We start from the raw sequence: 11,881 nt of genomic DNA on the forward strand, positions 1-11,881 counted from the left end.
CACGACCGAGAACGGACTTTGTGTCTCTTACGCCCTGCCTCGGAGCCGGCAGTCTGGCACCCGAGATGCAATTCCCGTAGACGTGAACCGATCCGTAACCGAAAAAAGAATCAACGCGTCTTGGAGGCAAGCGATGGACACGTCGGTTGAAAAATTGAATCCTCATCGTGTCGGGATGGCACTGGGCGGCCTCTACGGACTCTGGCACCTGACCTGGTCGCTGCTCGTCCTCGTAGGGCTGGCCAAGCCATTCCTGGACTTCATCCTATCCCTGCACTTCCTGCAGGTGACGTATGCAGTCGCGCCGTTCAACGCGCTCAAGGCGCTCGGGCTGATCGTTGTCACCTCGGCGCTCGGCTATTCCCTGGGCTATGTCCTGGCGTGGCTGTGGGACCGGTTTGGCGTGGCGCGCGAAAAGCTCGTGCGATGACGCCCGGCGATCAGTTCTCCACGCGGACGATCGGGAGCGGCCCGGCTGGAGTCCGCCGCGGACCTCGTCCGGGCACCAGTCGCCGCGCCGCCGGCCTGAATGAAGCGTCATCCCCGCCTCAGCCAGGCTTCCCAGGCTACTCCGCATCCTTGCACACCGGGTGCCTCGGAATGGGGGAGATTCCGTGCCCGACATGAGCGTCCTGCGCGAGAACATGGTGCGGTATCAGATCGCCGCTCGCGGCGTGACCGACGAGCGGGTGCTCGACGCCATGCGGATTGTCCCTCGAGAGGCATTCATGCCCGAGGAGCTCGCGGAGTTCGCTTACGAAGACACCCCGCTGCCGATCGAGGAAGGTCAGACGATCTCCCAGCCCTATATCGTCGCTCTCATGATCGCCGCCATCCAGCCGGAGCCACAGGACCGGGTGCTCGAGATCGGCACCGGCTCGGGGTCCGCCGCGGCGGTCCTGTCCCGGGTGGTCGGCCAAGTCTATACGGTCGAACGGCACGAGGCGCTGGTCGACCTGGCGAGCCGCCGCCTCCGGACCCTGGGATACGGCAACGTCGAGGTGCTCCACGGCGACGGCAGCCTCGGCTGGCCGGAACATGCCCCGTACGACGGGATCATCGTGACGGCGGGCGGGCCGCACGTGCCGCGCCAGCTGCGCGAGCAGCTGGCCGTCGGCGGCCGCCTCGTGATTCCGATCGGGCCCGACCCGCGCCAGCAACACCTCGTCCGGATGACTCGTGTCACCCGCGAGCGGTTCGAGGAGGAGCAGCTCGGGCAGGTCCGCTTCGTTCCACTGGTGGGTGAGGACGCGTGGGAGGGCCCCGGGGTCGTTCCGGTGGGCGTTTCCCCGCCACGAGGCACCCGGCCCGCGACGACCGCGGCGCTGATTCGCGAGGCGGCCGAGCCGATCGCCGACATCGACGATGTGGACCTCGGCCCGCTCCTCGATCGGATCGGCCAGTCGAAGGTCGTCCTCCTGGGTGAAGCGACCCACGGCACCTCCGAGTTCTACCAGATGCGGGCCCGCATCAGCCGGGAGCTGATCACGAAACGCGGCTTCACGATCGTCGCCGTGGAAGCCGACTGGCCCGATGCCGCGCGGGTCGATCGCTACGTGCGCCACGGCCCAACGGCGCAGGAAGGGCATCCCGCTTTCAGCCGCTTTCCGACCTGGATGTGGAGAAACGCCGAGGTCCACGACTTCGTCGAATGGCTGCGATCCTGGAACGCGGACCTGCCCGACCCCGCCCGCCGGGCCGGCTTCTACGGCCTCGATCTCTACAGCCTCTTCACCTCGATCGCCGCGGTGCTGCGCTACTTGGACGAGGTGGATCCGGACACGGCCGCGCTGGCGCGCCGGCGTTACGCCTGTCTCAGCCCCTGGGAGCGGAACCCCGCCGTCTATGGCCGCGCCGCCCTCACGGGCCAGTACCGGACCTGCGAGGAGCCGGTCACCCGCATGCTCCGCGACATGATGGAGCGCCGCCTCGAGTACACCGTTCACGACGGCGATCGCTTCCTGGATGCGGCCCAAAACGCCCGGCTGGTGGCCAACGCGGAGCGCTATTACCGCGTGATGTACTCCGGCCGGGTGGAGTCGTGGAACCTACGGGACCGCCACATGTTCGACACCCTGGACATGCTTCTCAAGTTTCACGGGCCCGAGGCCAGGGCCGTGGTCTGGGAGCACAACTCCCACGTCGGCAACGCCGCGGCCACCGAGATGGGCGCCCGCGGCGAGTTCAATGTCGGCCAGCTCTGCCGTGAGCGGTTCGGCCGGGAGGCCTTCCTCCTGGGATTCGGTACCGACCACGGGACCGTCGCGGCGGCGCATGACTGGGACGCGCCGATGGAGGTCATGGCGGTCCGGCCCTCCCATGCGGAGAGCTACGAGCGGCTGTTCCACGAGGCCGGCGTGCCGGCCCTCCTGCTTCCGCTCGGGCCGGCGGCCCGGCCCGAGGTCCGGGACGAGCTGCGGCCGCCCCGTCTGGAGCGCGCCATCGGGGTAGTCTACCGGCCGGAGACGGAGCTGCAGAGCCACTACTTCCAGGCCGTGCTCCCCATTCAGTTCGACGAGTACGTCTGGTTCGACGAGACCCGGGCGGTCCGGGCCCTTCCGGCGCACGCGCGCGAGGGGGTGCCGGACACTTACCCGTTCGGCGTATGACCGGGTCCCTGCCCTTGAAGGAGATCGCGGCCGTCCAGGCCAGGCTGGCCTGGATGCGCGAGGCGCGCATCTGGCCCAACGGGCGGCGCTATCTCTGGACCGACGCGTTCGGCGTGGTGCTGCTGGTGTCGCTGTGGCAGGAGCGCCACGACGATCGCTTGCTGCGCGAATGCGAATGGGTCGTCGCCGAGGTCGACAGGGTGCTGGGGCGGCCGCGGGGAATCCGGATCGGCGAAGAGCCCGACCGGGATGGCCAGTACTTTCATTACCTGGCCATGTGGATCTTCGCGCTCGACCGATTGGGGGCCATCGACCCCCGCTATCGCCAGAAGGCGATCGCGCTCGTGCGCGACATTCACCCCGCTTTCGTCGTTCCAGGGACCGGCGTCATCTGGAAGATGCGCGAGGACTTGAGCGGCCCCTATCCGGGCTTCGGGCTGGGCTCGCTGGATGCCTTTCACGGGCTGGTGGTCTATCGCCTGCTGGACCCGGCCGGGCTCGCGCCGGAAATCGCGGACCTGAAGGCGCTGGTCGAGACGAGCTATCGCGCCCTCACGATCACCCAGGACCTCGGCCTCGGCATGATGCTCTGGATGAGCCACTTCTTTCCCGACGAGCCGTGGGCCGTGCTTCAGCGCGCGAGGGCCCTCGCCATGCTGGACCGGATGTGGGTCGACCCGCCCGGCTACTTCTGCCGCGAGCCGACGCACCGCCAGGTCAAGCTCGCCTTCGCCAACTACGGCGTCTCGCTGGGCCTCCAGGCCGTGCCCGCGCACGGCGATCGGGTGCGGCGACTGAACGCGTTTTTCGACTCGTACCGCTCCGGCGACGAGTACGACACCAATGCCATCACGCACGTCATGGCGTGCACGTCCCATTTTCCGGGACGGTTTCTTCGCCCGGTCGTTCCTTGACTGCGGGGCCCGGCAGGCGCAGCGTCGCGACCAGCCAGCGGGCGACACGGACGCGTTCAGCTGACCCGATGTCGGGTCCAACGACGACGATGGAGCCGCTTGGGCATGCGCGCCTGAGTGGGACGAGGAGCGGGACATGAGCGTGGTGGCGCGTGGTATCGGGGACGAGCTCGGACCCGCCAAGATTCTGATTCTTCGCGAGCCTCGGGTGGGCCTCGAAGCGGTGGTGGTGGTCGATAACGTCGCGTGCGGGCCGGCCATCGGCGGGGTGCGCATGGCTCCGGATGTGACGCTGGAGGAGGTCTGTCGGCTCGCGCGGGCGATGACCTTCAAGAACGCCGCCGCCGGGTTGCCGCATGGGGGCGGCAAGTCCGGTATCCTCGCCGACCCAACCTGCTCGCCGCCGCAGAAGGAGGCGCTCGTCCGTACCTTTGCGCGGATGATCAGGGAGCTCACCGAGTACATTCCGGGCCCGGACATGGGGACCAACGAGGCGTGCATGGCGTGGATCAAGGACGAGATCGACCGGGCCGTTGGCCTGCCGCGGGCGCTGGGCGGCATTCCGCTCGATGAGATCGGGGCGACCGGCTTCGGTCTCGCCGTGGCGGCCGAGGTCGCGACGGCGGAAGCTGCGCTGTCCCTGAAGGGAGCGCGTGTGGCCATTCATGGGTTCGGTGCGGTAGGTCAGCACGCGGCACGCTTCCTCGTCCAGCGGGGTGCGCGGGTCGTCGCCGCGTCCGACAGCCGAGGCGCGACCTACAACTGCGACGGGCTCGATGTGGACGCGCTGATCGCGCACAAGCGGGCCGGTCGGGGAGTGAGCGCGTTCCCGACGGGTTCTCCGATGAAGAGCGAGGACGTGATCGCCGTCGAGTGTGAGATCTGGATTCCTGCGGCGCGCCCGGACACGCTGACCGCGGACAATGTGGGTCGCCTTCGGGCCAAGCTGGTGCTCCAGGGTGCAAACATTCCCGCGACCGACTCGGCAGAGGAAGAGATGCATGCCCGTGGAATCCTGAACCTGCCGGATTTCGTCGTGAATGCCGGCGGTGTGATCTGCGCGGCGGTCGAGTACCACGGCGGTACCCAGGCCCAGGCCTTCGCGACGATCGAGGAGAGGATCCGGGCCAATACCGGCGAGGTGCTGGAGCGCAGCCGGACGCATCACCTACGCCCACGGCAAGCCGCCACTCAAATGGTGCGGAGCCGGATCGATGAAGCGATGCAGTACCGGAGGCCCTGAGAGCGTAGCCAACACCCGTTCTCAGTCATGGCTCGCTTCGCCCGAGGGTCTTCCCTCGGAACCTGCCGTGTCACAGCACCGCCTCGCTGAGACTTGGGTCACGGCCCGGCTCCCGTCGCTCAAGTCGCTGCCAGCCTGCGGTCAGAAGCAGCGCGACCACCGTCCCGCAGGTCGCCGCGAGCATGTCGTGCTGCGCGTCCCAAGGGTCGCCCTGCGCCCCGAGGAAGGCCGCCCCGAGATCGGGTCGGGTGAGCTGGGCCACCACCGACTCGATGATCTCCCAGGCCCCGGCCAGCCCGAGCTGGGTCATGAAGGCCAGGTAGAAGAGCAGCAGGCGCCGGGCGCCGGTGAGCCGGCGGAAGACCTCCAGGAGAGGGTAGGTGAGGAGGAGGCCGAAGGCGAAGTGCGTGACCCGGTCGAAGTGGTTCCGCTCCAACCCGAGGAGGCCCTGGAGCCAGTGACCGACGGGCACCTGCGCATAGGTGTAGTGGGCCCCGACGGTGTGAAACGCGAGGAAGCCCCCGACCAGCATGTACGAGGCGGTCGAGAGCGGCACGCTCCGGCGCCCGAAGACGAGGGCCCCGACGAAGGTCAGCGGCAGGATGCTCGAGAGGGCCCAATTCTGGGAATCGAGGGGCGCCAGGCCCATGGCGCCCCAGAAGACGAGATAACCGGCGAGTAACACTGACTGAATCATGCCGGATTCTACCCGGCCGGACTCGATGCCCGCAACTGATCGTGCCGGCCGGACCGCCAGCGGTGTGTCGCGGCGGTCGCGGCTGTGGCCACGATGGCCCCCAGGGCGGCCAGCGACATATCCTTCTGCGCGTCCCAAGGATCGCCCTGCGCCCCCACGTAGGCGATGCCGAGATCGCCGCCGAACACCACGGCGGCCCCCCACTCGATCAGCTCGAAGCTGGCCGAGCTCGAGATCGTCAGGTCCATCGGCAGGAAATACCCCCAGAACCCGCGCAGCCCCGTCACGCGAATGACGACCTCCCGGACCGGATACGTCAGGAGAAGCCCGTAGATGAAGTGCGCGATGCGGTCGAAGTTGTTCCGTTGCCAGCCGAGTGCCGCGTTGAGGCTCCGGCCGGTGAGCGCGGTGGCCCAGGCGTCGTACGGAACCTCGGAGTAGGTGTAGTGCGCGCCGATCACGTGGAAGCAGAGGAACACGAAGATCAGGGTGTACGACAGGTGGGACAACGCCAAGCGCCGGTGCGCCAGGGCGAGGACGAGCACGGCAAGCACGACCAGCGCGTTCTCGAGCGCCCAGTCCGCGCGGTGGCGAGGCCGGATGGCCAGGAGGAGCCAGATGACAGCGAAGAGCGCAGCGAGTCCCGCGACGTAGCGGCGCCCGGGCACGTCACGCGTGCTCCGGTTCGACATGTACACCTCCTGACCGCTCGAAGTGGTATCGGAATCCGCTCGCGCGGCGGCGCCGCGCGCTCGTGCAAGGGTACCTCGTGTCGCGGGGCACGGCCGACCCATTCGAGGTGCCTGCGCCTCGTGGGTCGGGTTGCCGGCGGGGAGGTGACGCGGTCCAAGCTTCCAATTTCCTTTACGTTTCGATCCGGCACCGCTCATGCCGCATCTCCCGTCAAGTAAAGAATTTCGAGGTCGCGCGGTAGTTCGAGCTCATGGCCGACGTCCTGGAGCTCAAGGGTGAGAACCCGTTCCGCATCCGGGCGTACCGCCGCGCCACGCAGAACAGAGATGGCCGCGCTTTTTTGGACAAACATTCGAGCTGCGTTGAGTGGATGAACTGCTCCATCGTAACGGCGACAATGTCAATGCAAATGAGTAGCAACCATGAAACGCTCACGCAGGAACCACGCATCGAAGTGCAAGGCCCGGGTTGCCCTGGAAGCGCTACGGGGCGATGCCACGCTGGCCGAACTTGGATCACGCCACGGCGTACACGCCACCCAAATCGCCGCCTGGCGCACGCAGGTGCTTGAGCACCTGAGCGAGGTATTCGACAACGGACATCCGGTACTCAAGAACGCCGAGCGCCACATCCGGGATCTGCGCGCCAAGGTGGGGGAACTCACCATGGAGCGTGATGTTTTGGCCGGTGCGCTCGGCCGCTTCGGGCTGCCGAGCGCAAAGCGCTCATCGACCGGGACAGCACGCGCTCCATCATGCGCAGGATTGACGAGTTGCACCTGACCCATCCCTTCCTCGGTGCCCGACGCCTTGCCCGCATGCTCCAGCGCGAGGGCGTCGCCGTGGGGCGCCGCCATGTGGGGACCCTCATGCTCCTGATGGGAATCGAGGCGAGCTACCGCACGAAGCGAACCAGCCTCCCGGACAAGGGCCACCGGATCACCCGTACGTGCTTCGCGATGTCGTCATCGAGCGGCCCAATCAGGTCTGGGCCACCGACGTGACCTATCTGCCCATGGCCAAGGGCTTTGCCTACCTGGTGGCGATCCTGGATCTCTACAGCCGCAAGGTGCTCGCCTTTCGGGTCTCCAACACCCTTGCCACCGATTTCTGCATCGAGGCGCTGGAAGAGGCGCTGCACCGCTACGGCACCCCCGAGATCTTCAACACCGACCAGGGCAGCCAATTCACCGACGGGGACTTCACCGCGGTTCTGGACACCAAGGGCGTTCGCATCAGCATGGACGGCACGGGGCGCTGGATCGATAATGTGTTCGTCGAGCGGCTGTGGCGGAGCGTGAAGTACGAGAGCATCTACCTCCACGCCTACGAGACTCCCCGGGAGGTGACAGTCGCGCGTGCGTGCTACGTCGAGTTCTACAATGCACACCGGCCGCATCAGAGCCTCGAATATCGAACACCGGACGAGATGTACTTCGGAACGCACGAGCTGAAAGAGGCAGCGTAGGATGACACACGGGTGTCCCACCGCGTCGTGCGTTGCGTGCGTGAGAAGGGCCGCACGCACGCCGCCGTGGAACACCGTGCATCGCAGTTCAACATCTAACGACAGCTCTTTTTCTGTCTAAACCGGTGAGGCCACTGCTGGGGACGTCACGGGGGTGCCCTTGGGGGAGGGCGTCGACAGGGGGTTCCGACCGGGCGTCCTCCTACCGGGGGCCCTCCAGTGGATCTCGTGAAAGGGTTCTTGCAGGCCGAGGAGCCGGAGGTCGTCGTTGCCCTGCATAGGAGACGCAGAAGGGTGGCGCCGTACGCGGGTGACGAGGTGGGGAAGGCTCCGGGAGATGACACCGTGTCGAGCCTCGCGCACTGAAGCAGAGAGGCCTCCGAGCGCGAAGTCCTACGCTATCGCTGGTTCAAATCCTGGGCACGATTTGGAAATGCAACCAGCCACCTGATGCCAGGGGCTCCTCCGGCCAGTTGAGGCCGGGTCTGGCTGCTCGGCCCCGGCGGGAAGCCTCACGTCGGGCGCCGCAGGCTTGGCATTACCGACGGTTCCTTCACCGAGGTGCTGGAGGGTGCACTCGACGAACAACAGGAAGTCATCACGGGCGTGACCGCTCCCGGCCAGCAGCCAGCCGGCTCGGCCGGTGGCCCGCGCCTCAGGTTCTGAGTACACTGGGCAAGGAGAAAATGCTGTCATGATCTCCTACATTCGCTGGTTTCGGGATATCCGGCTGGCCGACGTTCCGCTCGTCGGCGGGAAGACCGCCTCGCTTGGGGAGCTCTACGGTGAGCTGGGTGCTGCGGGGGTGCGCGGTCCCGACGGGTTTGCTATCACGGCCGAGGCCTACCGGGCGCTGCTTGACGCCAACGGTCTCCGGGAGCGCGTTGCCACGATTCTCAAGGGAGTGACGGGCGAGGACGTGGCGGCCCTGGCCGCTGCCGGCGCGGAGCTGCGCGGACTCGTAGAGGCGGCCGCACTGCCGCCGGGCCTCGAGGAAGACGTCATCGCGGCCTACCGGGCCCTGGCGCGCGAGTACGGGTCTGATCTACCCGCCGTGGCGGTCCGGTCGAGCGCGACCGCGGAAGACCTTCCACAGGCGAGCTTCGCCGGCCAGCACGAGAGCTACTTGGGCGTCCGCGGGGAGGCGGCGCTCCTGGCCGCCTGTCGGTGCTGCTTTGCCTCGATCTTCACCGACCGGGCCATCGTCTACCGCATCCAGAACGGGTTCGACCACCTGAGCGTGCTGCTGTCGGTCGCGGTACAGAAAATGGTGGCTTCGGAGCGTGCCTCCTCGGGCGTCATGTTCACGGTGGATCCGGACAGTGGCTTCCCGGACGTGGTGCTCATCAACGGGGCCTTCGGGCTGGGGGAGGCGGTGGTGCAGGGGCAGCTCGATCCCGATGAGTTCCTGATCTTCAAGCCGACGCTTCGCACCGGCCACCAGGCCCTGCTCAGACGGAAGATCGTCCGCAAGACGTGGAAGCTCATCGCGGGAGTCGGCGGGCAAGCCGAGCGTGCAGAGGTACCGGTGGAAGCGCAGCTTTTGGCGAGCCTCACCGATAGCGAGGTGTTGGAACTCGGCCGCTTTGCGGTGGCCATCGAGGAGCACTACTCGCGCAAGGTTGGGCGGTCGCTCCCCATGGACATCGAGTGGGCCAAGGATGCCGATGATGGCCGGCTCTACATCCTCCAGGCACGACCCGAGACGGTGCACCGCGCCGAGCGGCGGGCCGTGATCGAGGTCTTCTCGCTGCAACCCGGGATCGCGCCTGAGCGGCTGGCGAGCGGGGCGGCCATCGGCCAGCGTATCGGCGTGGGTCCGACGCGGTTCCTCCGTGACCCACGCGACCTCGAAGCCTTCCGGGCCGGCGAGGTGCTCGTGGCCTCCATGACCGACCCCGACTGGGAGCCGATCATGAAGCGCGCCGCGGCCATCGTGACCGACCGTGGCGGCCGCACCTGTCACGCGGCCATCGTCAGCCGCGAGCTGGGCGTGCCGTGCGTGGTCGGCACCGGCAACGGCACCGAGGTGTTGCGCGACGGCCAGGTGGTTACCGTGTCCTGTGCCGAGGGGGAGACCGGATCCGTGTATCGCGGGGCCCTGCCGTTCGAACGCCGGCAGGTCGACCTCGCGGCGCTGCCCAGACCCGCGACCAAGGTGATGCTCAATGTCGGCAACCCGGGCGAGGCCTTCCGGCTGGCCACGCTGCCCAACGACGGCGTAGGGCTCGCCCGGATCGAGTTCATCATCGGCAGCTTCGTGCGCACCCACCCACTCGCCCTCCTCTACCCGGAGCGCGTGCGCGATCCCAAGGTTCGAGCGGAGATCGATGCGCTGACCCAAGGATATGCGGATCGTGGGGAGTACTTCGTGGACCGCCTGGCGGAAGGGGTGGGGATCATCGCCGCCGCCTTCTACCCCAAGGATGTGATCGTGCGCCTTTCGGACTTCAAGTCCAACGAATACGCGGGCCTTCTCGGAGGGCGGGACTTCGAGCCGGTGGAAGGCAATCCCATGCTCGGTTTCCGGGGCGCCTTCCGCTACGCGCACCCGCGGTACCGGGACGCCTTCGGGCTCGAGTGCCGCGCCCTGCGCCGGGTTCGCGAGCGGATGGGGCTCACCAATGTGAAGCTCATGATCCCGTTCTGCCGAACGCCTCGGGAAGGCCAGCGCGTGCTCGAGCTGCTGGCCGCCGACGGGCTCACGCGTGGGGAGAACGGCCTCGAGGTCTACGTGATGGCCGAGATCCCCTCCAACGCGATCCTGGTCGACGAATTCGCCGCCCTGTTCGACGGCTTCTCTATCGGGTCAAACGATCTCACCCAGCTGGTGCTGGGGGTGGACCGGGACTCGGAGCTGGTCGCGCCCGAGTTCGACGAGCGCAACCCCGCCGTGCTCAGCGCGATCGGCGCGATCATCGACGGGGCGCGGCGGGCAGGGCGGAAGGTGGGGATCTGCGGCCAGGCGCCGAGCGACTATCCCGACATGGTTCGATTCCTCGTGGGGAGAGGGATCACCAGCATCTCGCTGAATCCAGACGCGGTGGTGCGCGGCCTGGAAGCCGTCGCAGCAGCCGAGGCTGACCTTGGTGTCCAGCCCGGAGTGCCTTTGGTGAAGGGCGGCCGGGCATAACCTGGCGCGGGTGATCTGGCAGTTCGTTTGCGGGAATGTCTGTGGCAGGGGGCGAACCTCGTGGAGGATCTGAATGAGGAAGGACGAGTTCCTTTCGCAGCTACAGGTTACGCATGCAACGGCGAGAAATTGCTCAGCCGATAAGCAGCCCTAGGTGTTAGGGCTGTGCCGTTGAGGCCCCTGCACGACTTTCTGCTCGCCTTCATCCCGCTGTTCGTGGCCGTGGACGTCGTGGCTCTGGTGCCGATCTATCTTGGGATCGGTATGCCGCTCGATGAGGCTGCACGGCGCCGGCTCGTGCTCGAAGCGACGCTGACGGCAGCGGCGGTCGGGCTCGGCTTCCTGCTGATTGGCGACGCCGTCCTGTACTTTCTCGGGGTGACGGTCGGAGATTTTCAGGTCGCCGGCGGCTTGCTGCTGTTCGTGCTCTCCATCTACGTTCATTTCGGCACCTCACTTCACGAAGCTGATGCCTCACCTGGGGGCAGGTCACGAAAAACTGGCGGGGCAATGGCGGTGCGCAGCCCTAGCCGGCGGTGAGCGCTGTCGCGACGCCATGCACGTCAGTGCATAGCCACGCGATGACGATCTTGCTCCTGCGCCAGGGTGAACTGGTGATAGGCCCTGTGATTGGCCCGCAGGCTCCGGCGATAGGAGAGATTGCTCACCAGCGACACGACCGAGTGTCGCCCGCGCCAGAAGGAGCATAGAAGGAAACATAAAGGCCATCATCAGCCACGGACCCCCTGCTCACAGCGCGGATAGAGCCGGGTTCCGGGCCTGGAACGGCGCGTGCGAGGGGGCGAAGGCGCGGGTCGGCGTCACGAGCGCCCGCTGGCCCCCACCTAAGCTGCGCCGCCGCGGGCTCGCGGTCAAGGCGCGGGTGCAGGGGGGGGGCGCGGCTACCTGTCGCCCTACTTCATCACCAATCCCGAGAAGATGGACGCGGTGCTCGAGGAAGCGGTGATCCTGATCAGCGACCGCAAGATCGGCGTCATGAAAGACCTGCTGCCGCTGCTCGAGCAGGTCGCCCGGACGGGCGAGCCGATCCTGATCATCGCCGAGGACATCGAGGGCGACGCGCTGGCGACCCTCGTGGTGAACAAGCTCCGGGGCGCGCTGCGC

At 67.3% G+C, this 11,881-nt stretch carries 9 protein-coding genes and 2 pseudogenes; 9 read left to right on the forward strand and 2 right to left on the reverse strand.

Features of this window, described 5'->3' with window-relative positions:
* The first annotated feature begins 133 nt into the window (after nucleotides 1–133).
* The 4 genes from Q7W02_08030 to Q7W02_08045 all read left to right on the forward strand — a co-directional run bounded on the left by Q7W02_08030 (nucleotide 134) and on the right by Q7W02_08045 (nucleotide 4,766).
* Nucleotides 134–430 (forward strand): hypothetical protein, encoded by a 297-nt coding sequence (locus Q7W02_08030; protein MDO8476134.1) that lies wholly within the window; start codon nucleotides 134–136, stop codon nucleotides 428–430.
* A gap of 193 nt (nucleotides 431–623) precedes the next feature.
* Entirely contained in the window at nucleotides 624–2,609 is a 1,986-nt protein-coding gene (locus tag Q7W02_08035) for a protein-L-isoaspartate(D-aspartate) O-methyltransferase (GenBank protein MDO8476135.1), read from the forward strand.
* A gap of 14 nt (nucleotides 2,610–2,623) precedes the next feature.
* A complete protein-coding gene (locus Q7W02_08040; protein MDO8476136.1) occupies nucleotides 2,624–3,523 on the forward strand; it encodes a hypothetical protein in 900 nt (299 codons plus the stop codon).
* Nucleotides 3,524–3,659: 136 nt separating this feature from the next.
* Nucleotides 3,660–4,766, forward strand: a complete 1,107-nt coding sequence (locus tag Q7W02_08045; GenBank protein MDO8476137.1) for a Glu/Leu/Phe/Val dehydrogenase — start codon at nucleotides 3,660–3,662, stop codon at nucleotides 4,764–4,766.
* Nucleotides 4,767–4,836: 70 nt separating this feature from the next.
* Here the strand turns inward: Q7W02_08045 and Q7W02_08050 are convergent, their stop codons facing one another.
* Nucleotides 4,837–5,463 (reverse strand): DUF2238 domain-containing protein, encoded by a 627-nt coding sequence (locus tag Q7W02_08050; GenBank protein ID MDO8476138.1) that lies wholly within the window; start codon nucleotides 5,461–5,463, stop codon nucleotides 4,837–4,839.
* 8 nt (nucleotides 5,464–5,471) lie between these two features.
* The gene (locus tag Q7W02_08055) at nucleotides 5,472–6,155 is read right to left on the reverse strand and encodes a DUF2238 domain-containing protein (protein ID MDO8476139.1); all 684 of its coding nucleotides are present in this window, start codon (nucleotides 6,153–6,155) and stop codon (nucleotides 5,472–5,474) included.
* A 251-nt stretch (nucleotides 6,156–6,406) separates the two neighbouring features.
* On the opposite strand from Q7W02_08055, the gene Q7W02_08060 reads away from it, so the two are divergent.
* The 5 genes and pseudogenes from Q7W02_08060 to groEL all read left to right on the forward strand — a co-directional run bounded on the left by Q7W02_08060 (nucleotide 6,407) and on the right by groEL (nucleotide 11,881).
* Nucleotides 6,407–6,727 (forward strand): helix-hairpin-helix domain-containing protein, encoded by a 321-nt coding sequence (locus Q7W02_08060; GenBank protein ID MDO8476140.1) that lies wholly within the window; start codon nucleotides 6,407–6,409, stop codon nucleotides 6,725–6,727.
* A pseudogene (locus Q7W02_08065) lies at nucleotides 6,630–7,623 on the forward strand (IS3 family transposase). Before Q7W02_08060 ends, Q7W02_08065 begins: the two are co-directional and overlap by 98 nt.
* A 694-nt stretch (nucleotides 7,624–8,317) precedes the next feature.
* Nucleotides 8,318–10,756, forward strand: a complete 2,439-nt coding sequence (gene ppsA / locus Q7W02_08070) for a phosphoenolpyruvate synthase (protein ID MDO8476141.1) — start codon at nucleotides 8,318–8,320, stop codon at nucleotides 10,754–10,756.
* Between the two features lie 171 nt (nucleotides 10,757–10,927).
* A complete protein-coding gene (locus Q7W02_08075; protein ID MDO8476142.1) occupies nucleotides 10,928–11,296 on the forward strand; it encodes a MarC family protein in 369 nt (122 codons plus the stop codon).
* Between the two features lie 357 nt (nucleotides 11,297–11,653).
* A pseudogene (groEL, locus tag Q7W02_08080) lies at nucleotides 11,654–11,881 on the forward strand (chaperonin GroEL).

This window comes from Candidatus Rokuibacteriota bacterium, from assembly GCA_030647435.1.
Taxonomy (GTDB): Bacteria; Methylomirabilota; Methylomirabilia; order Rokubacteriales; family CSP1-6; genus AR37.

Excerpts from the sequence above, each read along its gene's own strand:
- Q7W02_08030 (MDO8476134.1), top strand. The coding sequence starts at position 134 with ATGGACACGTCGGTTGAAAAATTGAATCCTCATCGTGTCGGGATGGCA.
- Q7W02_08045 (MDO8476137.1), top strand. The coding sequence starts at position 3,660 with ATGAGCGTGGTGGCGCGTGGTATCGGGGACGAGCTCGGACCCGCCAAG.
- ppsA (MDO8476141.1), top strand. The coding sequence starts at position 8,318 with ATGATCTCCTACATTCGCTGGTTTCGGGATATCCGGCTGGCCGACGTT.
- Q7W02_08055 (MDO8476139.1), bottom strand. The coding sequence starts at position 6,155 with ATGTCGAACCGGAGCACGCGTGACGTGCCCGGGCGCCGCTACGTCGCG.
- Q7W02_08050 (MDO8476138.1), bottom strand. The coding sequence starts at position 5,463 with ATGATTCAGTCAGTGTTACTCGCCGGTTATCTCGTCTTCTGGGGCGCC.
- Q7W02_08035 (MDO8476135.1), top strand. The coding sequence starts at position 624 with ATGAGCGTCCTGCGCGAGAACATGGTGCGGTATCAGATCGCCGCTCGC.
- Q7W02_08060 (MDO8476140.1), top strand. The coding sequence starts at position 6,407 with ATGGCCGACGTCCTGGAGCTCAAGGGTGAGAACCCGTTCCGCATCCGG.